We start from the raw sequence: 24,018 nt of genomic DNA, 5'->3' as shown, positions 1-24,018 counted from the left end.
CTCCAGAAGTCAGCCAAACGGCTTCTGGAGCACGGACGATGAAAAACCCCACCCTGTTACAATGCTTTCACTGGTATTACCCTGCAGGCGGTGAATTGTGGCGAGAGGTCACAGCATTAGCCCCCAATCTTAACGAAATCGGCATCAATATGATCTGGCTGCCGCCAGCCTATAAAGGCGCATCGGGCGGTTACTCGGTCGGGTATGACTCTTACGATCTGTTTGATCTCGGCGAGTTTGACCAGAAAGACAGTGTTGCCACCAAATACGGTGATAAAGCCCAGCTTCTGGAAGCCATTGATGCGCTCAAAAGCAATAACATCGCGGTGCTGCTGGATGTGGTGGTTAACCACAAAATGGGCGCCGATGAGAAAGAGCACGTTCGCGTTCAGCGTGTGAACGAACAGGACCGCACGCAAATCGATGATGAGATCATCGAGTGCGAAGCCTGGACCCGCTACACCTTCCCTGCCCGCGCCGGACAGTATTCGCAGTTCGTCTGGGATTACAAATGCTTTAGCGGCATCGACCACATCGAAAACCCCGATGAGGATGGCATCTTCAAAATCGTCAATGACTACACCGGCGAAGGCTGGAACGATCAGGTCGATGACGAAATGGGTAATTTCGACTATCTGATGGGCGAAAATATCGATTTCCGTAACCATGCCGTGACGGAGGAGATCAAGTACTGGGCGCGCTGGGTCATGGAACAAACCGGCTGCGACGGATTCCGCCTGGATGCGGTCAAACACATCCCCGCCTGGTTCTATAAGGAGTGGATTGAACACGTTCAGGAAGTGGCGACGCAGCCGCTGTTTATCGTCGCGGAATACTGGTCGCACGAGGTGGATAAGCTGCAGGCGTATATTAATCAGGTCGAGGGTAAAACGATGCTGTTTGATGCCCCCCTGCAGATGAAATTCCACGAGGCCTCGCGTCAGGGGCGGGACTACGACATGAGCCAGATTTTCACCGGCACGCTGGTGGAGGCCGATCCGTTCCATGCGGTGACGCTGGTTGCCAACCATGACACCCAGCCGTTGCAGGCGCTTGAAGCCCCGGTGGAAGCCTGGTTTAAACCGCTGGCTTACGCGCTGATCCTGCTGCGGGAAAATGGCGTGCCGAGCGTGTTTTATCCCGATCTCTTTGGCGCCAGCTATGACGATACCGGGGGAGACGGTGAAACTTACCACATTGATATGCCGGTGATTGAGCAACTGCACGAGCTGATCCTCGCCCGTCAGCGCTTTGCCCACGGCGTGCAGACGCTGTTTTTTGACCACCCTAACTGCATCGCATTCAGCCGCAGTGGCACGGAAGAGGATCCCGGTTGCGTGGTGGTGATGTCCAATGGGGATGATGGCGAGAAGGTAATCTGCCTTGGGGAAAACTACGGGAACAAAACCTGGCGTGATTTTCTCGGCAATCGTGAAGAAACGGTCACCACCGCAGCGGATGGCGAAGGGACATTTACCTGCAAAGGCGGAAGCGTGAGCGTGTGGGTAATTGAGGATGCATTGTAGAAACAATGCCGGGTGGCGGCTTCGCCTTACCCGGCCTACAAAAGCCCCGTCCCGTAGGCCGGGTAAGCGTCAGCGCCACCCGGCAACTAACAGCTACGGTAGCTTACTTTCCAGCGGATTTTTGCTCAGGTAATCGGCACACTCCACCGTTGGGCGATCGACCTTCTGCAGCTCCATGCCATCATACTCCAGCACCGAGCCATCACGCTCCAGCGGGTAGATATCCAGCTTGCTGGTCACGTTGTAATAGCTGTCTGAACGCAGCATGATTTTACCCGGCACGGCAATCACGCGCTGCCATTGACGGCAGTCCAGCGTATCGCCCTCCTCCGTCACCACCAGCGTGGCAATCGCCTCCGGGCTAACCATTTTGCTCTGCGGCCCTTTTGACTGCCAGTATCCCGCCAGATGTGCCGGAACAGGATGTTTAATCACATCCTTGTAGCTATCTACCTGTACGCACCCGGTGAGTGCCAGCAGCGCGCCAGCAATTGCTATTTTTTTCATCATCTTTCCTGCATTCGAAGAAAAAAATATTGTGGCATTAAAGCGCTAAGGCTGCCAGCGAAGATCGTCCAGGTCTTAGACCTGCATCCCCATCACATGAGCATATATTTTTCATAATCGACAAAGATCGTCCAAGAGCGCTCCAAATAACAAATGGTTGCAGTTGTCGAAAACATCAGTCGTCTAAGTTCACCTTAGAGCGAGTGCTGTTTTATGTCCCATCCATGCCCCATCACATCACCGGGGAGTCATCTTCCCTTACTCGGTTGATGAAGAACGTCGCCACTCCAAGCACCTCCACATCTGCAAGCGCAGCTCCTTCTATTGCCTCCCCATCATCCGTAATGAGCGCTTTACCCATCAGCTTTGCAAACTGCGTGCGTCCATCGCTCAGAATCAGGAGGACATCCCCTTCGCAGGTTTTCACGCACGGCTCGATAACCGCAAAGCCAATATCTGTCTCAAGCACTCTGCTATCCGCTCCAATGTTACACAGCACAACAGGTGAGAGCTGTTGCTCAACGTAATCTGACGCCGGTGAAGGAAAGCCCATTATTGTACCCTCCCCATGTTACGCAGGATCCAGTATCGGTTATCGCTGTGGTCTGTTGTCTTATCCACAAAGTCTTGCTGGTAACGTTTTATCCATGCATTGGCATCTGACCGGGTAAAGTGCCAGTTGTACTCACGCAGCTTCTCGATGAAGCTCTCGGTCCGAAGGTACTGGTACCCCTTTGGGTTTAGCTGTATTGCCGCAATAAAGGCGGTCTTTATGTCTGCTGTGCGCGGCATGATTACCTCACAAAATAGCTGTATACATATACAGTATCGTTAAATATGAGGGTCGATCAAGTTTCGATGTGGTGCTAAACTTCAGACCTTTCCGAATTGACTGATTTTTATAATGTTAAAGATGATCGGCTCATGAGTATCAATCTTGCTTCCATTTACCGTAACCAAGCGTTGCGTTACTGTCTTGTGGGGGGAATGAACACTGCGGTGACCGCAGTCGTTATCATCACGCTTACTGCCGCTGGTGTCGGTCTTTACTTCTCCAATTTTGCTGGTTATGTAGTAGGTGTATTGTTCAGTTTTATACTAAATACGGTATTTACGTTTTCATCCAAGCCTTCAGCAACAAAGCTTCTGAAATTTTTAACATGCTGTGGCGTTTGTTATGCTATAAATTTATTTACTATGAATATCGCCATGCTTTCTGGTGCTGAGAACGTATATTTTGTTCAGTTGACAGGGATGTTTTTCTACACAGTCTCTGGCTTTATTATTAATAAATTATGGGTTATGAAATAATGAAAGCTCCAGTTCTTTCAATAGTTGTGCCTTGCTATAATGAGCAGGAAGTATTCACCTTATGCCTAAATGAGCTATCATCAGTATTAAATAGTATGGTAGACAAAGGAAAAATAGATGCAAATAGCCATATTGTGTTTGTTGATGACGGGAGCAAAGACTTAACATGGAGTCTGATAAAAGAGGAGTCTAATAAGAACTATAAAGTAAAAGGGGTGAAACTTTCTCGCAATAAAGGCCATCAGACTGCATTGATGGCAGGTCTATCTTCTTGCATTAACTCTGATATAACAGTGAGTATTGATGCTGATTTGCAGGATGATACATCAGTTATCGAAAAAATGGTTGATTCATATCTGTCTGGACATGACATAGTGTATGGAGTTCGTAATGATAGGGCTTCAGATAGTTTCTTCAAAAAATTCACGGCCGAGACTTTCTATAAAGTTATGACTAAGCTTGGTGTTAGTCAGGTTGAAAATCATGCGGACTTTAGACTTTTGAGCAAGCGTGCTCTTGATGCTTTATTGCAGTATAGAGAACAAAATCTTTATATCAGAGGTCTCATTCCTCTCATTGGCTTCCCTAGTGAAAAAGTGTATTACTCAAGGAGCGAGCGCGCTGCTGGTGAATCTAAATATCCCCTAAGAAAGATGCTCGCCTTAGCTCTTGAGGGGATTACGTCTTTTTCTGTTACTCCGCTTCGCATGGTTACCGCCATGGGATTTGTGATATCTATGCTCTCTTCTCTTGGGATAGTATATACACTTGTTCAGTATTTTATGGGGCACACAGTAAGCGGATGGGCATCAGTTATCCTGGCTGTCCTTTTTATTGGCGGCGTGCAAATGCTTTGTCTTGGTGTGATTGGAGAGTATATAGGTAAAATATACATGGAAAGCAAGGGGCGTCCAAAATACTTTATTGATGAAAAGTCATGGGGCGAGAAATGAAGTTATTAGCATATAGTAAAAGCATGCCCTCTATGCAGGTAATGTCAATTTTGTCATGCTTTTTGGCTACTACGATATTTGAGGTTTCAGCTTTTGCTTTGCCAACTAAAGGAATATTGATTTACAATATACTAGCATTCTCTTTTGTTTGCGCAATTTATGTATTTTTAAACAAAGAATCATTAAAATTTGTAGATAAGCTAGGTGATTCAATCTTGCCGATTGCTTTAGGTGTTTTATGCTTATTTATTTCCCTAAGCATGTATGATTCCTATATATCGCAATACTTTAGCTTTTCTCCAGTATTTGATGTTGATTCAAATAACAGATGGCATCAAGATACATCTTTTAATGTATCAATCATACAAAGTATAATTACATTTGGATATCCAAGCGTTGGCCTTGATGGCCATAGACTGACTGCTTATCATGTCCTCACTCATTATTTTGATGCTGCCTTGCTGGTTGTTTCAGGACTTGACCCATATAATAGTTATGGATTGACAAGCTTAACAAAAGCATCATTATTTGTCTGTTTGTGCCTCGTCTTGTGTCAAAGCATAACAGCAGGCAAGTTCAGAATATGTGCATTATTTTTAGTTGCCTCTCCGTTGATAATATCTTCCTGGCATTCTGTTGTATCTCACGCGCTATGGATGCCTAGCATATTATTAATAATTACATCCATATTTACATATAAGTTTGTCTGCCAAGCAGAAAATCCAACCATAAAGGAATACATATCATTATCATTCCTATCAATTTTGCTGTGTCTTGGCAAGATATCTACAGGATTGACTTACATAATGATAGTATTCTCTATTTCATTTTTTAGGGACTATTGCAAGGCGCGCATGTATGTAAGTGCGGTCTTTTTGATAATATTTATCTTTGCATATCAGAAATTTATAAATTACTCATACGGAATAGATTCAGCGACTTCTTTAGATGGCCTAAATTTAACTGGCATATACGATTTAATCTTTACATCTGGAATAAAGTATGCATCTGCCACCCCAGTTATAATTTTACTTATAGGTGTTATATTTTACACCAAAAAAAATAGATCCACCCTGAGAGTTTTATTTGGCATAACTGCTACATTCCTGCTTATCTGCGCATTATCTATCATGATGAAGTCATTTAGTTGGAGTGATAAATTTTATTTCTTCCAGGGGGTTTACGCCACTTCCGTACTAATTTTCATAATAGCTTTATCCTACATTCCGCGTGCAATACCGACAGATTACAATAATATTGGCTTTGCGTTCTCATTGATGACACTTTCATTTATGTCTTTTTTTGTATATCAACCCTTACTCTCCTTCCCTGAGGCGTCTTTCAAGAGAATAGAGAATAAGATTAAATACATAAAAAACGAAAAAATCAAAGAGGCCAGTGATATTTCCAATGGAAATCTATCAAGCCTTATAAAATATATTGAAAATGTGAGAAATGATAATCATATAAAAAACTCTAGTCTTGCTATTTTTATTCCTAAGAATGTGATTCAGCACGAATTCACAAAAAGCAATGACAAAAGGAGAAATAATTTTTATACAATGAACATTTATGCTTCAACTGGCATCCAGATAATACGCGGAGTTATTGGTAATGAGAGGGCTTACGGATTTGCAAACTATAATGATGACTCAAGGCTCGTAAACTCTATTGATTATTCTGAGGCGTGTAGTTTTTATGATGTATCAGGTATAATCACTATCACAAGTTACATTAATCAAAAATACCATTACCATAAATGTTAAAAAAAGGGGGAGATATCTCCCCCTTTTTTTATACTAGCGCACCTGAATTTTTCCATGTCACCGCTGAACCATTACCGCCAACAGTACATACAGCTTCTTTATATCCTGTAGTTGCTGGGTTCAGATACTTGCAAACATCACCTGGCTTGTAGTTTCCTGCTGGGTAGTTTGACCCACTAATAAGGCCGGTTATCGCTGTTATCTTTGTTTTCGATGAGACAGCAGAAACATCGCCAACAGCATAACCACTACCTGTTTCAATCACTGGGCCTGATGGAGTATAGCTTGCGCTTCCGTAAAGGTCTCCAATAACCGTTGATGCGCATGCGGTTTTGACATAGGCGGCCAATTGGTTTCCGTTATAAACGGTTGTTCGCGTCATTAAGTGAGGGATCAGCACGTTAGCGCAATTAGCGTCGATATCAACTGAACTATAAAGGGTTGAAGTCGATTGGTTTGCAATTGAACTCGGGTCCTTGACTACACCCGTGATAATTACTTCAGAACTGCTAACCAACTTGATCCCATCTTTCCATGCCTTGTTAATAAGGTTTTCAGAAAGGATAGCGCCTCGTACCTGTGTTAATCGGATGCCCATATCAGGACAGTATTGTATCCCATTCTGATAAACAGGAAGGTCAAATCCACCCAAACTGTTGTCTGAAATAATTACACCGTCAGAGCTAGTGTTGCCAGCTGTTGAGGTGTTATCTATGTCTATAACAATTGCACCTGAGCCACCGATACGGAACATACTGTTAGCACTCATAATGCTGCCGCGGTGAAATGGTCCTTTGAAAAATTGATAACTGCCACCATCAACAACATTATTCATAATGGATACGTTTCCCGCATAATTATCAACATTATTGGTATTGGTAGTTGTTAATCTAATGCATACAGAGTTAAGAAGTGTTGGTTCAGAAGATGCTTCGACACCTCCACAAGAATGAAAGCGATTATGATTAATGATATGACCGCGAAATTGTTGATTTGGCACGCCATAAAGATCAACTCCGAAACGGCAGAACGTAAACATTGTATTTGTGACAGTTAAATTTCTGCCATGACCTTCTGCTCCTGTTTGCAAATACCAGAAAATACAATCATCTACAAATGAATCAATATCTGCAAGCGTACCTGTAGAAGGCTCAAAATTTACCCCTTTGCAAGTTGTGCCTTTACCAAACTCATTGGCAACTGCCGCTTCATAGCCTTCAAAAAGTAAGCCTTCTACCCTGCATCCATTTCCGGTAAATTTCATTAAGGTGATATTTGGAGCGCTAGCTTTTAATTTAGTCGTACTTTGTCCGTAGGCGTATCTATATGCCCCACGTATTTTTAATGAATTATTTGATATGATAAGTCCGCTAATTTTGTACGTTCCAGCTGGCACGTATACCTCACTCCCATCACTTAGAGAATCAAAAAAGTTTTGAAGTGCTGCTGTTGAGTCTTCTGTGCCGGTGGAGTCAACCCCTGGGATTGATGCGATACTTATCTCTTCATCAAGTCGCTCTTTAACGGTATAGGCGCGATAATGGCCGATTGCATTCTGAACAGTCGTTGCATTTCCATCTGAGTCCAGCGCGCCGATCATTCCCGCGCCCGCAGATGTAGCTAGCATTGCTCGCAGGCTCGCATCACCAATACCTACCCACGCGCCTACGCCAACCCCGCCGGAAGATGATGGCGTAGAGCCGGCATCCACATGCTTCGGCAGCGCGCCGTCCCAACGATAATATTCGCCGGTATCTTCGTCACGTAGCGCCTGGTTTGGCAGGGTGATATTAGCGCCGTCCTGGAAGGAGTCAATGAGGATCCATCCATACTGAGCAATAGCCTGTTGAGCCAGCCAGCGCAGCCCCTCGATGGTGTAATGCTCGTTACCAAACCGGTCAACATAGGTGTTAACCAATGAGGTAACGAACTCGTCAATTTTTCCCGCGTTAAACTTCAGATCGCGAGGGGATTCACTTGGGACAGGCAAATTGGTAGGTTGCGTAGCCATATTGATTCCATAAAAAAACCCGGCGCGGTGGCCGGGTTAGGTTGGTCGGGGACGGTTCTTATTGGTAGATGGCGTCGCTGTATTCCGCGACGGTCAGAGATACCGTGTTATCTGTGTTCGGTTTGATGCTGTTGACCGTCCATAGCTGACTGTCCAGCTCCTCCACTGTCGCAATGAGATAGCGCGACGGGAGCTGCACAGTGTCTCCGTTCCATATGTTGAGCTGAATGTTGGGGATAGCCGCGGTGAAGCCGTACTTCGTGTCGCTACGGGCGGTGGCTGGATAACGCAGAGTGGGATTGCCAAGACTGTCGGTTACCAAGACAAACATATCCCCGGAAAAGGTGATCGGTTCGCTGGTATCAAAGTCATTCCCGGTGCGGCCTGTTATGTAACCCTGCTGCTGGTTGCTGTCGTAGATGTCCGGCATCTGAATGACGCTGCCAACCTGGATAATGCCGTCTTCGAACACTTTGGCATTCATCTTCACCCTGGAGTAGATCAGGCGCTTGGTTTCGCGCAGAGCTCGCTCCCGGGCCTGATACTCATTACGGAAGCCGACGATCTCCAGCTTGTTCGGGTTCTCAGCTTCCTGCTCGACGATAGCGCCGTTCACCACGCGGTAGTTGATGTACGTCTTGTTGTTTGTTGTCGGGTGGACGTATGACACCTGCACGCCGTCATAACCGCCTGGCAGCGTGGACTCGTACGTTATTTTGTACTCGTCCGTCTTCATGTTGGCCCGGTTGAATACTGCAGCCGGGTAATCCACTTTCTGGTCACGGGTAAACGTCAGCACGCCGTCATCCCAGTACGCCACAACCGACGCCGCATTGCAGATCGCCTGCACGCGGTCGCCCAGCGAGTCGTTCTCGTCATCAAACGTGTAGTCGAAGTAACCCAGGCGCTCATCAGGCAGGCTTTCAGCAATCGAGTACAGGCCGTACAGGTCAATGCTGCTTACCGGCTGCTCACCCATGATGAGCCAGGTGTGCGCCACTGCATCAGCGAACAAGCGCGACGGACGCAGCGTGTAATCCACCGTCTGCGTGTCCAGGTCGTACGTGATGGTGTGCCGCGTCACCAGAGCGTTATATTTACGCTCTCGGCTGCCAAGGGCGTTCTCTGTCGCCCTCACCTTCACACGTACCAGCGTGTCGGTCGGGTGAACGACGTTTGTCCTGATATTGATGCTGTGGATCTCTTCGACCTTCAACAGGCTTGCATCACTGGAGTTATCTGTGCGCTGGAAGCTGACCGCGTACTTTCCGAATCCCCCGGAAGGTGTGATTTTGTCAGTGCGGTAGAACACCTCACTTGTGGAATCATGCGGGGTCGTCTGCCGGTATGTGAAAGTCTGCTGCGTACCTGGCACCTGGTTGTAATCGTCGTCGATTTTCCAGAGGACGACCTTCCAGTTAGTTTCCTTATTTCCGCCCAGGCTGGACTGTGTATGCAGCCAAAGCTGAGTTGACTCAACCGGGGAGAAGAACGGTCCGACGATCAGAGCCTCGTTGTCATTGAGAATGAACTTCGTGGTGTTGATGGTCGCTGTCGCAGGTATGTCCTGCGGTCCCTGCAGGTCGCTCATCGTAAACGTGTACCAGCGCACCGGGTTAACCACAGCGCCGTCGTTCGTTTCAACGGCGGAGATCAGGGTTCCGGAGAATGTCGCATCGGTAGTAACGCTGCCTGATGCAGTGCTGTATGTCACGTTGATGGTGAAGGTCACAGCGTGCGGCAGAACCAAGCCCATAAAATAGTCAAACTCAGCTTGTTTCACGATTTTCATCGCTATCTGGCCGCCGGAATACGTTCCGCTGACGACGGTATTTGCCGTCGCCGTCTCTATCGGAAAATCACCCGCTTCGTTCTGCCCTGGTACTTCCTGCCCGTCGACGTCATCGAACCCGTAGCCCTCAACGATCTGCGGAATAACTTCGCCTGGCTGGAAGAACTGGAATTCGGCACCAGCCAGTGAGCCGAGGCTTGATTCTGAGTAGCGCACAGACTCGTAATCGTATTTGCCGATCCCGATGCACATCCATTCCGTGACGTACTTCAGGCCGCCGTCGGTGGACGTCTGGTGCACGTATTCGAATACTGACTCCTGAATCAGATCCGGGAACGAACGAATCTGGCCGTATATGTCTGGCTTGGCCTTATACACACGCGCGGTGTTTGTCTGACCGGTCAGACTATTGTTTGGTGAGTCGACGGTATTTCCGCCGTTGTTTGCGATAGCTGGCTTCGGCGCCAGGAACGAAAACACCTGGCCCACCACTTTAAAGATCGGGCTCAGAATGTCGCCGACAATGCCCTTCGGCTGGTCGAATATCTGGATGTGGTCCAGTTCGCTAAGCTCAAACGACAGCTCGTCATCGTCGCCCAACTTCACGCCATTGCGGACGATCAGCAGGTCGCGGTGGAAAGTAGCGTCATTGGCCGCCAGCCAGTCATAAAAAAGGGTGCCGTTTGGCACCCTGCAACGCAGCTTAGGCGTTCCTGGAAAGTTCGATATCTCAACCAGCGCCATATTCAAAAAACTCCACTTTGGTGAATGCCCGCTGAATGACCAGCAACGAGTCCATGCGCACGCTTCCGTTCTCGCCGCGCGAGTGCAACGCCTGCCTGTTAACCACCAACCCAACGTGAGCTGGCTGCGCGCCGCGGTACCCTACGAATATCCCTCCCTCGACAGGTTTATCGACCTGGCGCCAGAAAACGACGTCACCCTGATAGCAGGTGAAGAAGTCAGCTCCGGCTTCGTAGTCCGGCGTCTGGTGCAGCTCAATGCCGAGAACGTGCCGGTAATACAGCACGCATAATCCCCAGCAATCCACCTTCTCGAACGAACAGGCCCGGTTAGCCCACGGCACGCCGATCATCCTGCTGATGAAATCAGAGGTACTGCAGGCCGGTATATTCCGTTGGGTCATAGAGCCTTCCGATGTTGTTGTTCAGCGGATTGGTTACGGAGAGAGTGACCGACGCGGCATCTGCATCGATATCCACCGTCTTGACGTAAAGCTGCCACGACTTTATCGGCACCGACACATCGCCGCTGTCGAAGATCTTCCTGGTGGCCGTGATGGCCGTCAGCCGGGCTGCGCCCTTCCACTGCTTCATCAGCGCTTTGATATCCGACGACAGCCGCCCTAACTTCACGGTCGCGTCAATCACCGGCGTGCCGCTCTGCTGGCTCTCTTCAATTTCAAAGCGCGCTGGCGTGTACGTCTGGCCGCCAAGCGTCTTCGGGAAGAACTGCTTGTCGACCAGGCGGACATAGCCAAAGGTTGGATGGTAGAACGTGATGGTGTCGTACAGTCCGCGCGTCGGGCGCTGCTGCTTATACTCCCTGAAGCTAGGCATTACGGCACCCTCGGTAGTGATTCCGGATCGCGACCGTCCGGATAACCCGTAACAACGATATCCAGCCATGAATCCCACGGCGGCGGCAGCTCAACAATGATGTCGTCAAATTCGTCGTCGGCGTTGTAGAGGTGGTTCGCAATAACGGTCCCCGTCCAGGTCACCACACCGCCGTCGATACTGGTTTGCACCGGCATTTGTGTGAAGTGAAGCTCCTGCAATTGCAGGCCACTGCCGCCCAGATTGATATTCATCCGGAACCAGTTCAGGCCCCGGTTGAGATAGTTCGGGCTGCGTAGCCACTGCTGAAATGCTCGCTCCTCAGCCAGAGTGAAGATCCACGTCAGCGACCAGGTCACTTTCAGGTCGTCGGTTTGATTCTCGAAGATAGCCGGGCCGACCGCCGGTTGGTCAGTCTGGAACCCGGTATCGAGAGTCATGTTTTTGCTGGCCTTCTGCGCCAGCGGCAGCCAGTCTGGGTAATCGATGATTGGCATCAGCCCTGCCCCCTTGGCGTGCGCTTAACGTTCAAGTTGCTGGTGATGGCCTGACTTGCTGGCCCGCCGTTATTCATGTCAGCTATGAATGCATCGATAGTCCATGTGCCGTCACTGCCCTGCGTAGCCTGTGCATCGACCGACGCGGAAGAGTAATTGTTGATATTCAAAATCACCCCTCCACCGCCTCCGGCAGTCATTTCCTTATTGCTGATCACCTTGCCGTTGTCGCCCGGTATCATGTACTGCTTACCGGTACTGGCCTGGTAAATCTCCGGCTTCCCTCGCTCACCGACCTGATACATACTTCCTGCTGACACAGGTCCGCCATTGTACCTGGCGCCAGCCAAAGCCAGCCCCTGAGCAAGCCCAACGGTAGATGCAATACCAGCCATCGCAGGTGCTGAGTTAGCGCCAAAGGATGCCAGGCTGGCTAGCGCTGCGGCAGGAGCCCATGCAGTCGCCGTCGTGGTCGCCATGCCGACAGACGCAGCGGTAGAAGCCGCGCCCAATGTCTGACCGATAATGAAGTTTTTGAGAGCCTCAACCCCAACCTGGACTAGCGCATTGACCACGCTGTTCAGCATCGTATTCCCGAGTGAACGCATAGCATCCTGCGCTGACATCGTTCCGGTGATCAGTCCAGTTATGACGTTTGATGCATTCCCGCCAAAGGCATCCACGGCACTCGTTAGCATGCCGAAGCCGATATTCATTTGGCTTAATTCTTGCCACTGAGCCTCAAGTCTTTTTTGGCGATATTGCTCCTCAATGCTAGCCCTTACAGCCTCTACCTCAGCTATTTTCTGAGGGTAGAGCGTTGCGTACTGGTTGAGTTGCTCCATCTGCTGCTGAAATTGGCTTTCAACGCCAGCCACAGGAGAAGCTTGGCTTTGTAGGCTGCTGAAGTTGGACTGCGCAGCCTGCTTATCTCTCTCTGCCTGGGCTTGCTTTTTCAATGCTTCAGCGGTATCCAAAGCCTGTGCTTTGTAATCTCTTGCCTTCTGTCGCTGTTCATCCGTTGCATCGGCACCAAGAGACATCTCTGCCCTTAGCAGTTGCTGCTCACGTGTTAATTCACTGGTTGAAGCTGCTGCAAGGACAGATTCTTGCCTCATGGCTTCCAGCTTTTCGTTTATCGACTCCTGCGCTTTGGCATATTGCTCAGCCTCTTTCTGGGCTGCAGACTTGCCACCATTCGCTTTAGAACCACCTGAAGTGGCAGTGGCTTTTATTTCGATAGGTTTAGTGTTTGCTGCTGTTTTCTGAACCGCATCCCAACCGGCGCGAGAGGCCTTCTCCCACGCTTCAGCTGTAAGTTTTGCGGATTTCTCCTCGTTCTCTTTCTGCCAGTCACCAAAGCCAAGCCAACTCCATGTTCTCGCTCGCCTGGCGTACATTTCGGCCTCAGATCGGAGATCTGCTATTTGCTGACTGGCGGTAGCGGCCTGGCCGGTAAGTCTGCCAATAGCAACAGCAAGAGAATCGATAACCAGAACCATCCCGTTACTGGCGCCTGTAGCCTGGTTAACATTATCAACCATGGTCAGGAATGAGTTGGTAAGCGCGGTATTGGCCTGAGAAAGCGTACGCGGGAGCTTTTCGAACTCAGCGTTAACCGATCCTGTCTGTTTCTGAATGGCGTTGAGCGCGTCTTCTGCCGTCAACTTTCCGTCCAGCATCAGCTGACGCAGTTCACCGATACTTACGCCCATCCCCGCGGCAATCTGGCGCGCCAGTTCCGGCATTTGCTCAAGGATGGAGTTGAATTCCTCAGCCCGGACAGTGCCGGATGAAATTGACTGACCGAACTGACGAAGAGCATTCGCCATTTCTTCTGTCGATGATCCGCCAATGCGACCTATTTTCTGAAGTGTTTCGGTGAGTTGGATGATCTGGCCGTTGGTCGCACCGGTATCGCGCAACGCCGTGCTGAGAGTCTCCCACAGCTTAGCGGTGTCCTGTAGAGAACCGCCCGTTGCCGAACTGATACGCATCAGGTTCTGCATTGTCTGCGAAGCGGCCGCAGCGCTGCCTGTCAGGCGTTCAATGCGTGCATTGAGCTGACTCATGTTGTCAGCAGCTACGAGGAATGCCTTTCCCCAGTCAACAACGAGTGAAGCTGCAATAGCCCCGGCCACGCGGTTGATATTGGTCTGCAGCTCATCCATCTTTTTGGCTGCTGTTGTGGCAGAGTTGCCGATTGAGTCGAGTGACTTATTGGCCTTTCCCTGCGCCTTCAGCAAGCCAGAAACATCGGCCTCGATGTCGTAATAAATCTCGCCTGCTTTTTCAGACATCACTTTTCTCCGGGCATAAAAAAACCCACCGAGAGGTGGGTTAGTTATTCGTGTCGTTTATTGGCATCGTTCGGTATAGTCTGGCAGTGGCGGCGTTTCGCGCGAACTCAGGAAATGTTTTCCAAGCGTGTAATCGACGCCTTTCGAGAACATACCTTTCGATTTCATGTTCAGCTCAACGAAGAATGGGTGAAACCCTGCATAGGCCCCAAAACCGTTCTTGCCGTTAATTTCCCCGCAAACTATAGCAAAGACACGGCCCTCGTCAGCATCCATCATTTTTGCAACTTTCACGTTGCGGAATTGTGCGCTGGCCGGATCTTTAAGATTTGCAGCAACTTCAGATTTCGCTAAAGATATTGCCTTTTCCTCGCCGGGCTTACAGCCAGCCAGAACCAGCGGAATAGCTAAAGCCAAAAGTATTTTTTTCACTCTTATCCCCTGAGTTTTATTGTCGAGCCATATTACGCCCGGTCAGGCGATTAAGGTACATCCATTATTAACTCAGGCCGCATTCTTTGCTGATTTTTCGCGCTCAATCATTTCCTGCCAGCGGCGATCGTCATCGTCCATAACAGCGTCGTACTCTTCCCTGGTGAAGCCTTTCTGGTCAGGGTATTTGGCGTTAAGCATCATGGCGAATTCGGTCATGGTAAGGTTTTCAGCCTCTTCCCTGCTGATCCCGAAATGGTTGCGCGCCGCCATGATGTATTCAGTCGCATGAAACTCCGGCGTCGTTTCCTTGCTTTCGTGCTTCTGCAGTTTACGAACCTTCGCCCGGCCGATTATGCCATGCATGATCAGTGACTGAGATATCAGAATCAGGTTCTCCGGCGGAAGCGCTCCTCGGTGCCATACGAATGTGCGCCTGCCAGTGCGGGAAGGCTCATGCCATCCTGTCAGTTCTGAAACATCCTCGTCACAGCATGACTGAATGACGTTAATAGCCGAGAGCAATGCCTCACGCACAAAAGCTGCTGAACCTGCTGCATCCAACGCCCATCGCGGTAGAGAAACATCACCGAAATAATGGGCGTAGAACTTACGTTGATGCTCAGGTATAGCACTGTGAATCTCTCGCGCCGCCTCAAGCATCTTTGCCACATCGTCATTGAACAGCGCATAGAAAGTGCGGACGATATGCTCTGGCTCGCCGATCCGCGTCATGTTACGGAACGATGGCCGGAAGAAGTATTCATGGCCGCCAGCACCAATCAGGCACTCGCCAATTTCCTTTAAAGGGGTCATATCATTCTCCATAACCAGTATCAAGGGCAGCACGCCGCCCTTTGTAGTGATTACGGCGCAGCAGTCACGGTCACAGCACAGGTGTCGGTGAAATCACCGTCAGCAGTGGTAGCCGTAATAGTCGCGGTTCCGGCGGAGACAGCCGTTACCAGGCCGGTTGAGCTGACTGTTGCGATAGATGCCGCAGAAGTTGTCCAGGTAATCGCCTTGTTAGTCGCATCGGTTGGCTGAACCGCGCCGCTGAGTTGCTGGGTTGCGCCAACGACCAGGGAAGCAGTTGCAGGGGTAACTTCGACGCCAGTGGCCGCGATGGAATCAGCGACTTCAAACACAACGGTGTCGGCGTCATATACCTTCCACTCGCCGGAGAACGTGGAGATATCGTTGGTTCCGAAATCACCAGACCATGACGTTGTGTTCATGTAACCCTGGATGTAAGTACCGGCGTTCTCACCAGCGAAGTCGAAACGCACCCACAGGTTAGGCTGACGGCCTGCCTGAACTTCGTCAAAGATGTACTTCGACAGACGCCACGCGCCGATCTCGTTATCTTTATCAGATTTGCGGAACTCCCCTTCACCGGAGATCGTCAGATCCATGTTGTTGACCAGGTTCTCCACCAGCCCTTTAGCATCATCAGCTTCGGAGTTAATGGTGTTCATCGAATAGTCGATACCCTTGGTCGTCATAGCGCCGAGACGCTTCCACTCAGAAAGCGCTGGCACTGCGTCGGGGCAGCCAAAGGCCATGCGTAGCACAGCTACTTTCCCGATCAGCTTGCCAAAATCATTAGCACAGCCTTGCATGTGTACCTCTCAAATAAAAAAGGCCGCCGGATGGCAGCCTGATGGGTTGGTGATTGGGTTATTCGCCGTAAACGCACATGAACTGGAGTCTGAAAACCAGGCGGCCCTCTTCGGTCAGGATAGGTGCAGGCATATTGCCGAGGTTTTGAATCAGGCCAAGGCATTCGTCTGTAATGTCGTTCTGTTCGACATAATTGATGATTTCCTGAGCCTTCTCAGCAGCTGCTCGGCGCTTGTCCTTGGCTGAGATGACATCCACCATCACGTAGTGGTCAGATCCGAGGTCATTTCGGATGTCGGTACCGCCGTTAGGCCGGAACACGATGAATGCGTCGGTTAACTTGGTTGTGTCGTCCCATGCCAGCATCTGAACAATGAAGCCAGTGGTAAGCCCGGCATCAACGAAGTAGTTACGCACGCGCTCATACATAGGAGGTGTCATTTTGAAAGTTCCCTGAGTATTGCCGCTTGCATCTGGTTTCTGGTCTCATTCATGCCAAGAGTAAGAAATTCCTTTTTGGCTGTAGCTCTGCGGAATGTTTGCGGGACGTCTGGATCGTGGACATAAACAGCGTAGTTTGCTGAATAGCCAACCCTGCCAGTCACGACAACGCCTCTAACCTCAACCTCGCGATACTGGCTGTTAATTAAGGTTGAAATGTTTATCGGGGTGTAAAGTGCTGCCCGATCTGCTCCGATAATCAACGCCGCATGCATGCCCCTGACAAGCTTCCGCCTCTGAACATCCTTCATGATGCGATCAAGGTTTCTCTTTGACTCCTTAATCCCTTTGGCTTTGATGCCCATGGCTTTCTCCAGGCAATAAAAAAGGCCGCCGTGGCGACCTGTTCAGAGACTTTTTGCTATCCGCTCAATCTCATCAACGTTCTCAATGAGCTTTCTCACCTCGGATGGAAGCTGATCGCGGGGTGTATGCTTAATCTGTTTGGACTTCTTCTCAGGAACCGGCACAGCGACATAAACAGAAATAGCCACTGCCAGCGCTGAGATAGACATGGTGATTAGGTCGATATCCATAAAGCCTCCCGGAATCATATGCCAGTCAGTATCGCATAATCATCCGCCAGGCGCTCGAACGTATCAGCGTAACGGATAACCTGCCGCACCTCGTCGGCACCGGCCACAACCGGGTCGGCTTCGGTTGACACGCCAATCAGCAGGTAATCACCTGCGGACGCGAGAGCGAACCCTGTCCAGACGGTATTCTTCACGACGATTTCAGCGCCCAGGCTGGCTAACTTCTTGCTGAGCCCACCCTCGTAATCACAGAGGATTTGTTCAGGTTCGGCATAGCCAAGCGGGTCGCCGTATTCGTCATTGCCTTCCAGCTTGCGCCAGATGGTGGCTGTCGCGGTGTAACTCCACGAAGCAATACTCGACATCAGCCCTCCTTCCAGCGCAGCACTTTAGCGCCAGTTGCCCGGATGCGAGCACAGTTGATATGCCACTCACCGTCAGATTTAACGTAGCCGGTAGTCTCCCGCCCGGTGTCGGTCATCACCCAGACGCAGACGAATGAACGCGGCAGCCCGTGCTTAACTGATTTGTACGTCATCATTTATCCCCGCACATGCAGCCGCCTTTTCCTATCCAGATACCAGCGAATGCCGGGGCGGCGGTAGGGTCTGCAGGAATAAGGGCAGTGGCGCAGCCGTACTTATCCAGCCCGCGTAAGAGGTTAACCGAGGCCTTCCAGCGATCGGTAAACGACTGGTACCGGAACGAGCGCGACGCACCACTCGGCGCCGTCTGGCTTGAGATATATTTATCACCCTGACCGAGCCCCATAAGCGCCAGCAGATAGAGCTGAATCAGCAGCGCGGTCGATGTAGGATAATGCGCATCGAGACACTCCTGAATGCTGTTGGCCTGGTCGACGAGAGCCTGAAGAACAAAATCGGGAATGGTAATTCCCTGGCTCTCCAGATACTCCTTCGCCTGTTCGAGAGTTACCATTATCGACTCCGTGAAATACCCCGCCGGAGCGGGGCATAAAAAAACCGCCTTAGCGGCGGCTGTTATTCAGCAGGGAAAAGCTTTTCGAGTTCGCCATCCGGCAAAAGCTCGCTGAGTTTTTCAGCGCCCAGGTTGCCTTTGAACTCAATACCCAACTCAGTAAGGCGGCCCTGAATGATCTCTTTGCGAGATTTTTCACCGGTACCGGCATCAGGTGTTGCAGGTTTCAGCTCGCCACCAGCCTCGCCCTTCATCAGCCGGACGTTAGACTTCAGCGCCGGGTGAAGATCTTTCAACTCCACCACGTCGCCAACCTTTACGCCGAACCATGGGCGCACAACTTCGTATTTAGCCATGCTGTTTCCTTACGCCAGGTTAGCGCCGTAGACAACGCCAGACAGGCCCTGATCGTCTGCAGTAATTTGCAGGCCTTCAGCAGACATGATCTGGAAGTTGTAGTTAACGTTAGGCAGTGGGCGCGGCAGTGGCACAACGCCAACAGCCATACCCACCAGTGGGGAGATCACGTCACGACGACGAACGTACGCGATAAACTCGTTACCGGTCAGCGCGAAGCTCATGCGGATTTCTTTCACCGGTGCGAATGGCAGAACAGCCTGCAGGAGAGTGCCGCTCACCACACCATTAACTACGTATGGCTGAGCCATATTTGCCCAGATCTCAGGGGAAACCCACATCACATCATACTGAGCTACTTTGTTGGTGCGTGCGGTGGTACCGAATGCTCCTTTACCAAAGAACTCAAAATATTGAGTCGTGGTTGCGCTGGTCAGGTCGATGTTCGCACCACCAGCACCAGAACCGAGGTTAATCTTCTTGGTGTTGCGGTGGTTCTTGATGCCCTGCGCCGGGTAGGACTGAACCTGAATTTTTGAATCGCCGTTCAGGTAGTAGTTGACGCGCTTCTGGTTGAACTTGCGCATCTTCGCCATCTGCGAATCCAGAACCAGATCAATGCCTACAGAGTTAAGGCCAGCAGCATGACGCCAGTTAACACCGTAGCCAGCAGTGAACACCGGAATCGGGTCGCCATCGCTCGCGTAGTCAGTGTGGTCGAAGGAGAATGGCGCCTGACCATCGATGCTTACTGACACGTCGTCAGCGATGTCGCCGACCACGTTATACAGCTTGGCGGTTTTACCAACCGGCAGCACGGTCTGAACGCCGATCAGGTCGTTTACGATTTCCATGCCAACTTCCTGATCCCGCAGCTGCAGCACCTGGTTGTCAATCTCAGCCCAGAAGTCACGGGAGAAACCGCCAACAGCGTTACAAGCCAGCATGTCAGGCGTCATCATTGCGCGGTTAGCTGCAATGATGGAATCGTTCTGTAGGTTCCACATGTTGCGGTTTGCCCACAGCTCACTCCAGTGCCCGCCGAGGCGGGAGTTAGTCGCCAGCGTCTCTTTAGAGAAGTACATATGTGTTTGTCCTTTTGTTACGCGCCAGCTGCGGCGACAGTGCCAACGCGCATACGCACGCGAATGAAGTCAGTGGTGCTGGCCGCGATGGTGTATTCATCCTGGCTGTAGCCGATCACTGAATCAGTGTCGGATGTGGCAAGGGTAAACTGACCGGCAGTTCCCAGCTTGATCGGGCTGTCTTTTTTATACGCACCAGGCAGGCAGCGCAGCGCCAGCTCACGACCTTCTTCGACGTAGTTACCTACTGCCGAATCCCCGGCAGGGATTTCTTCGGTGATTGTCAGGCCCTGGTGATAACCGACATCGATGATGTACAGGCGGCCGGTTAGCGCGGTGGCCTGAGCGAATTTATCGGATGAGTTGATGGTTGCGGCGGTGCCAGGAAGCAACCCGGCGGCCGTTGTGCGGGTTTCGGTCTTGTACAGAGACTGACCGTCGATATTAACGCGACGATAACGTGGCATTATTCCGGCTCCTTACTTGAAGTGTTCGTCTGCGGCTGGTGCGCCGGTTTCTTTGTGCTGCTGAGCATTGTTGGTGCCCAGCGGCGCAGCTTCGCCCAGCGACTTGAACATCGCGTCCAGAGCTTCGCCTGACAGAGCGTTCGCGACGATATCGCCATGGACCTTCGCAACCGCTTCGCGCTTTGCTTTCTCTTCGGCACGGGAGTTCGCGGTAAGGGTTTCCGCGAGTTGCTTCTGATTGGCCTGCAGCGCATCAACCTTTTCCGCGAGAGGCTTAATAGCCGCTTCAGTATTGGTCGCAACAGCCTGGCCGATCATGCTGCCGATTTGTTCCAGTTCTTCTTTGGTTAAAGGCATGTCGCCCTCCGTTTTGTGGTTTGGTGCAGGCTGTTCCTGCGGTGTGAATAGAGCTTTGAATTTGTTAGCGACGACTGCCACCCACGACTCCTGGCGCGCTACTGCGGTTCCGGTATCGTCGATTGTGATCTTCCCGCCATCAGCGGAATAACCGTAAACCTGAGCATCACCGCCATTTCGCACGATGACCACCTGCGAGTCAGTGAAGTCAGCAACCCAGGCATATTCATCCGTGCCCGGCGCAAACTTGGCTTTGGCTGCCCGATCGAGACGCTGCTCGCGCTCCCGGTAGGATTCACCCACCAGCGCGCCGGAGTTCGCTTTAAGCGGCTGCGCCAGATCGGCGTTTACCATCAGGCCAACGCCCTGCTCAGGGGTGGCGGCTCCGACTTCGTGCAGTAGGATCGCGTCGTGGTCCATGCTGTGAATCTTCGCCACCCACTCGGCACCCGTAGCTCTCTGTTGTTCGTTAGGCTCAAGCTGGTCGAGGAAAGCGGCGACACTGGTATGAATCGGCGGAACGTCATCGCCGCGCTCGATGGCTGCGACGCGCTCAAGTAGTTCTCGGCCACCTTCAGACTCACCGGCGCGGGCAACATCAACCCACTTTTCGAGGTAGATACGATTACCGGACTTCTTAACGTTGCGGTTCCACGCGCCGATATGGCCTGCGTTAATCCCCTCCGGGGAGAAAGCAGACACGAACTGACCATTAACCTGAGGGTGGCCCAGCGGCGCCAGGGTACCTTCCAGCCCCTTATAGTGGGCGTCGATTTGCTCTTGCGTGTACAAGCCGCCATTCATGACGACGTTAGCTGGAAGTGTGTAGCTCGGCAGCACCAGGTGCTCACGCCCGTTGTATGTTTCGCGCCGGATAGACTGGCTGTTCACCTTTGTGGTGATGTTGACCTGAATATGCTCACCATGTTTCGGTGCCTGGATTGGACGCTGTGCTTCGTGGTTTACCTGGAATTTCATGAGTTATTTCTCCGCCCAGGCGTAACCGCTCGCCTGCATCGATTTATATTCCTGTTTGAGTTTCGTGATGGTGTCCGGGTATTCCGGCTTGCCGTCCGCATCCACCAGCACCGACTGCTGGCTGCATTTGCAGTTGATGGAGTTGCCATCTTTGCTGTACCAGTCACGCACCTCTTCGTTGGTGTAGAGGTGGGCATGGCGCACTGCGTGGGTATGTCGCGTTGTCGGCGACAGAGCTGAGATGTGAACCAGCAGCGTTTTAAGGCCGAACAGGTCATTCGCCTCTTGGTCTTCATCCCACTTGGCCCGGCGCAGCGCGGTAGTCACTTCAGTGCGTGCTATCCGGTTAGCCCGGCGTTTCTCGATGCCGGTCTGGTCTGTCAGGTTGCGGGCAATGTCCAGAGGATTGAGCCCGCGCCCAACACCATCAGTAAGAACACGCGCCATGTCGCGCTTAACGTCAGCCGTCAGCCCCTTCATTTCCTCAAATACACGCGCATGCACCAGCGCCATGCGTTTCTGATACTGGTCGCTTGCGAGGATGGAGGCCAGCGACTCACGCCCGGCTGCGTACACCGGGGATTGCTGACTGAGGTTGTAGAACGACTGCCCGGTCCCTTTTTCCGAAGCCAGATCGATGTACTCGTAAAACCACAGGTCGTAATCGCCACCTTCAAGCAGTACCTGATCAACCAGGTAACTGGCATCGTTCAGGATGATGGAGAGTAGCATTGGGTTTAGCTGGTATTCGTATCTGGCGTTTACTGCGAGGGAGGAAGGTATTTTGTTGAGTGCTGATTTGTACGCCTTGCCAATCTTATTCATCCGCCTGGCGAAGTCTTTCATTGCCCGGCGTTCCAGCGCATCGGCTCCGGTCGGATCCTGATAGTTACGCGGCAGAATCGGTGGCTTCGTCTTCTTCGTCGCCATCCTCTTCTCCTAATGGAAATTCATCGACGTTTTCATAACCGGCAGCAGTGCGAATTTCTTCACGACTAAAGGCTGGTTTTTCTCCGCTCCCCTGGAACGTCTGGTTAATCTCTGCCATGGTTTTGGCATTTGCGAGTTTCTCAGTTCCAGTCTGTTCGTTGAGGTCATCCCAGATAACCGTCTTCTCGCTGACTGCATCAATAATTTTCAGGTCGATGAGCTTGTCACTGAAGTCTTCAATTTCGAATGACAGGTCACCGCGCCGTGACTGGCAGCGCGCGTTGAAATATTTCTGATCCTCGGTGCTTGCCCTTTCACCCGTCTGCATCCCAACCAGAACCTTCACAGGGATATCAACAGATGCAGCGAAGGTTTGCAGGTTGACGTTATAGGTCGCTGACGGATCCGCTACAGCTGTGACCAGTGGTGTGACTGTAGCCCCTTGGGTTGTCATCAGAACATCGTTACCACGGTTCATTTCCCCGGCAACTTCGTTAAACTTATCCTGCAACTCGTCCATGCTCACGCCATAAAGTGACGCGAGATTGTTGAAATCGATTTCCTTCTCAAAGTTGACATTAAGCTGCCGCGCGGCGTTCTTTAGGAATGACTCACCAGAACCACCCTCGACCTTCTCAAGGCTGACGCAGGCGTTATAGCCAGGCTCAAGGAAGCCAATAGCATCATTAGAATAGTCACCAAGGATAAAGACGCGATCGGGATGTACGAAGCGCTGATTAGTTCCACCGCTTGGAAGGCTCTCAACATATTTCCACTGCTTTGGCTGCCCGTAGCCTGCCGATTTCTGGTCAGTTACCCACTCGCTGACTGTTAATGACCCAGCCCATGCGATCGTAACCTTTTTTAGTGACTTGCCACGAACAACAGGCTGATCCCATGTTCTGGAATCATTGATATGCAGCAGGATACCCGCATAACGTCCGACCTGTCGGCGGCGGTCTGCTTCAGCAAAAGCCCGCCAAAGGCGCTTTGTGAAAACCTTTTTGGTGTTCTTCTCCCAGGCAGTTTCATCCTTACTCTCGTCGGCATCATCACCCTCGATGATTTCCGGGTTGGTCTGCCAGCACTTGCCCACCAGCTTCTCTACTGCGCCGTGGGCTATTCCACCGCGACGATACAGTGCGTAGAGGTTTTCGTAAGTGACCTGCTCAGGGAATCCATACTCGCACCATGCGGAATGGCGCTTATTGTCCAGCCCCATTGTAGGCGCCAACAGCCCCATACGGGCACGGGCCATCCGCGCATCGTTCAACGCATGGTTGACGGCGAGAGTTAATTTGTCAGTCATGGTTTGTCCGTTGGTGGATTTAAGGCATAAAAAAAGGCCGCTTTGGCGACCTTGTGGCTATTTAAAAAGCTAAACTCTGTTGAACGAAATAAACATAATCTGCTCAGGCTTAACGCCATAATCACTTGCCAACTTCTGAGTGCACTCAATTAAGACAGTTGATGCAGATTTCGAAGAGCTTGCACCATAAATTTCGAAGTTTTCAAATACTCCGCCGTTGGTGTGGTAAATCTTATATGACATAAACCAATCATTCATAAT

General features: G+C 50.9%; 28 protein-coding genes. 4 read left to right on the top strand and 24 right to left on the bottom strand.

Going from position 1 to position 24,018, the window contains the following annotated elements:
* Window positions 1-38 precede the first annotated feature (38 nt).
* Window positions 39-1,526 carry an alpha-amylase gene (gene amyA / locus ECL_RS06645; RefSeq protein WP_013096005.1) on the top strand — a complete coding sequence of 496 codons (1,488 nt, stop codon included), beginning with the start codon at window positions 39-41 and terminating at the stop codon, window positions 1,524-1,526.
* Between the two features lie 93 nt (window positions 1,527-1,619).
* Here the strand turns inward: amyA and yedD are convergent, their stop codons facing one another.
* From yedD to ECL_RS06630, 3 genes are all read right to left on the bottom strand, one after another.
* The gene (yedD, locus tag ECL_RS06640) at window positions 1,620-2,033 is read right to left on the bottom strand and encodes a lipoprotein YedD (protein ID WP_013096004.1); all 414 of its coding nucleotides are present in this window, start codon (window positions 2,031-2,033) and stop codon (window positions 1,620-1,622) included.
* Between the two features lie 232 nt (window positions 2,034-2,265).
* Window positions 2,266-2,586, bottom strand: a complete 321-nt coding sequence (locus ECL_RS06635; protein WP_013096003.1) for a hypothetical protein — start codon at window positions 2,584-2,586, stop codon at window positions 2,266-2,268.
* A complete protein-coding gene (locus ECL_RS06630; protein WP_013096002.1) occupies window positions 2,586-2,825 on the bottom strand; it encodes a hypothetical protein in 240 nt (79 codons plus the stop codon). The genes ECL_RS06635 and ECL_RS06630 overlap by 1 nt, the downstream gene beginning before the upstream one ends.
* Window positions 2,826-2,957: 132 nt before the next feature.
* Here ECL_RS06630 and ECL_RS06625 point away from each other — a divergent pair, with 132 nt between their 5' ends.
* From ECL_RS06625 to ECL_RS06615, 3 genes are read left to right on the top strand one after another with little or no spacing between them, the layout of a single operon-like run.
* Window positions 2,958-3,344 (top strand): GtrA family protein, encoded by a 387-nt coding sequence (locus ECL_RS06625; protein ID WP_044158227.1) that lies wholly within the window; start codon window positions 2,958-2,960, stop codon window positions 3,342-3,344.
* The gene (locus ECL_RS06620) at window positions 3,344-4,297 is read left to right on the top strand and encodes a glycosyltransferase family 2 protein (protein WP_013096000.1); all 954 of its coding nucleotides are present in this window, start codon (window positions 3,344-3,346) and stop codon (window positions 4,295-4,297) included. Before ECL_RS06625 ends, ECL_RS06620 begins: the two co-directional genes overlap by 1 nt.
* Window positions 4,294-6,063: a hypothetical protein gene (locus ECL_RS06615; RefSeq protein ID WP_013095999.1), complete on the top strand. Its 1,770-nt coding sequence runs from the start codon at window positions 4,294-4,296 to the stop codon at window positions 6,061-6,063. The genes ECL_RS06620 and ECL_RS06615 overlap by 4 nt, the downstream gene beginning before the upstream one ends.
* Window positions 6,064-6,091: 28 nt before the next feature.
* Here ECL_RS06615 and ECL_RS06610 read toward each other — a convergent pair whose 3' ends face one another.
* The 21 genes from ECL_RS06610 to ECL_RS06510 form a co-directional block, all read right to left on the bottom strand.
* Entirely contained in the window at window positions 6,092-8,074 is a 1,983-nt protein-coding gene (locus ECL_RS06610; protein ID WP_013095998.1) for a tail fiber/spike domain-containing protein, read from the bottom strand.
* Window positions 8,075-8,132: 58 nt separating this feature from the next.
* Entirely contained in the window at window positions 8,133-10,610 is a 2,478-nt protein-coding gene (locus ECL_RS06605) for a host specificity factor TipJ family phage tail protein (protein ID WP_013095997.1), read from the bottom strand.
* A complete protein-coding gene (locus ECL_RS06600) occupies window positions 10,597-10,962 on the bottom strand; it encodes an NlpC/P60 family protein (protein WP_013095996.1) in 366 nt (121 codons plus the stop codon). The genes ECL_RS06605 and ECL_RS06600 overlap by 14 nt, the downstream gene beginning before the upstream one ends.
* A gap of 13 nt (window positions 10,963-10,975) precedes the next feature.
* On the bottom strand, window positions 10,976-11,446 hold the full coding sequence (locus tag ECL_RS06595) for a hypothetical protein (protein ID WP_013095995.1): 471 nt from the start codon (window positions 11,444-11,446) through the stop codon (window positions 10,976-10,978).
* The gene (locus ECL_RS06590; RefSeq protein ID WP_013095994.1) at window positions 11,446-11,943 is read right to left on the bottom strand and encodes a hypothetical protein; all 498 of its coding nucleotides are present in this window, start codon (window positions 11,941-11,943) and stop codon (window positions 11,446-11,448) included. The genes ECL_RS06595 and ECL_RS06590 overlap by 1 nt, the downstream gene beginning before the upstream one ends.
* Window positions 11,943-14,243 (bottom strand): tape measure protein, encoded by a 2,301-nt coding sequence (locus ECL_RS06585; protein ID WP_013095993.1) that lies wholly within the window; start codon window positions 14,241-14,243, stop codon window positions 11,943-11,945. Before ECL_RS06585 ends, ECL_RS06590 begins: the two co-directional genes overlap by 1 nt.
* 57 nt (window positions 14,244-14,300) lie before the next feature.
* A complete protein-coding gene (locus ECL_RS06580; protein WP_013095992.1) occupies window positions 14,301-14,675 on the bottom strand; it encodes a hypothetical protein in 375 nt (124 codons plus the stop codon).
* Between the two features lie 72 nt (window positions 14,676-14,747).
* Window positions 14,748-15,491: a DUF6246 family protein gene (locus ECL_RS06575; protein WP_013095991.1), complete on the bottom strand. Its 744-nt coding sequence runs from the start codon at window positions 15,489-15,491 to the stop codon at window positions 14,748-14,750.
* Between the two features lie 50 nt (window positions 15,492-15,541).
* On the bottom strand, window positions 15,542-16,297 hold the full coding sequence (locus tag ECL_RS06570) for an Ig-like domain-containing protein (protein WP_044158234.1): 756 nt from the start codon (window positions 16,295-16,297) through the stop codon (window positions 15,542-15,544).
* Between the two features lie 58 nt (window positions 16,298-16,355).
* Window positions 16,356-16,739 (bottom strand): phage tail termination protein, encoded by a 384-nt coding sequence (locus ECL_RS06565; RefSeq protein ID WP_044158236.1) that lies wholly within the window; start codon window positions 16,737-16,739, stop codon window positions 16,356-16,358.
* A complete protein-coding gene (locus ECL_RS06560) occupies window positions 16,736-17,104 on the bottom strand; it encodes a hypothetical protein (RefSeq protein WP_044158239.1) in 369 nt (122 codons plus the stop codon). The genes ECL_RS06565 and ECL_RS06560 overlap by 4 nt, the downstream gene beginning before the upstream one ends.
* Before the next feature lie 42 nt (window positions 17,105-17,146).
* Window positions 17,147-17,335 carry a hypothetical protein gene (locus ECL_RS06555; protein ID WP_013095988.1) on the bottom strand — a complete coding sequence of 63 codons (189 nt, stop codon included), beginning with the start codon at window positions 17,333-17,335 and terminating at the stop codon, window positions 17,147-17,149.
* A 14-nt stretch (window positions 17,336-17,349) separates the two neighbouring features.
* A complete protein-coding gene (locus tag ECL_RS06550) occupies window positions 17,350-17,700 on the bottom strand; it encodes a hypothetical protein (protein WP_013095987.1) in 351 nt (116 codons plus the stop codon).
* Window positions 17,700-17,876, bottom strand: a complete 177-nt coding sequence (locus tag ECL_RS06545; protein WP_217059372.1) for a hypothetical protein — start codon at window positions 17,874-17,876, stop codon at window positions 17,700-17,702. The genes ECL_RS06550 and ECL_RS06545 overlap by 1 nt, the downstream gene beginning before the upstream one ends.
* Entirely contained in the window at window positions 17,873-18,274 is a 402-nt protein-coding gene (locus tag ECL_RS06540) for a DUF7370 family protein (RefSeq protein ID WP_013095985.1), read from the bottom strand. The genes ECL_RS06545 and ECL_RS06540 overlap by 4 nt, the downstream gene beginning before the upstream one ends.
* Window positions 18,275-18,336: 62 nt before the next feature.
* Window positions 18,337-18,630: a hypothetical protein gene (locus tag ECL_RS06535; protein WP_013095984.1), complete on the bottom strand. Its 294-nt coding sequence runs from the start codon at window positions 18,628-18,630 to the stop codon at window positions 18,337-18,339.
* Window positions 18,631-18,639: 9 nt separating this feature from the next.
* Window positions 18,640-19,716 carry a major capsid protein gene (locus tag ECL_RS06530; protein WP_013095983.1) on the bottom strand — a complete coding sequence of 359 codons (1,077 nt, stop codon included), beginning with the start codon at window positions 19,714-19,716 and terminating at the stop codon, window positions 18,640-18,642.
* A 17-nt stretch (window positions 19,717-19,733) separates the two neighbouring features.
* On the bottom strand, window positions 19,734-20,183 hold the full coding sequence (locus ECL_RS06525; RefSeq protein ID WP_013095982.1) for a gp53 minor capsid family protein: 450 nt from the start codon (window positions 20,181-20,183) through the stop codon (window positions 19,734-19,736).
* A 12-nt stretch (window positions 20,184-20,195) separates the two neighbouring features.
* The gene (locus ECL_RS06520; RefSeq protein ID WP_013095981.1) at window positions 20,196-21,518 is read right to left on the bottom strand and encodes a hypothetical protein; all 1,323 of its coding nucleotides are present in this window, start codon (window positions 21,516-21,518) and stop codon (window positions 20,196-20,198) included.
* Between the two features lie 3 nt (window positions 21,519-21,521).
* On the bottom strand, window positions 21,522-22,448 hold the full coding sequence (locus ECL_RS06515) for a phage minor head protein (RefSeq protein ID WP_013095980.1): 927 nt from the start codon (window positions 22,446-22,448) through the stop codon (window positions 21,522-21,524).
* Complete coding sequence (locus tag ECL_RS06510; RefSeq protein WP_013095979.1) at window positions 22,408-23,757, bottom strand: anti-CBASS protein Acb1 family protein; 1,350 nt, start codon at window positions 23,755-23,757, stop codon at window positions 22,408-22,410. The genes ECL_RS06515 and ECL_RS06510 overlap by 41 nt, the downstream gene beginning before the upstream one ends.
* Window positions 23,758-24,018: the final 261 nt, after the last annotated feature.

The sequence above is a fragment of the Enterobacter cloacae subsp. cloacae ATCC 13047 genome (genome assembly GCF_000025565.1).
Lineage (GTDB): Bacteria > Pseudomonadota > Gammaproteobacteria > Enterobacterales > Enterobacteriaceae > Enterobacter > Enterobacter cloacae.
The sequence above is the reverse complement of the archived record's forward strand: the minus strand, read 5'-3'. Positions and strand labels throughout refer to the sequence as shown.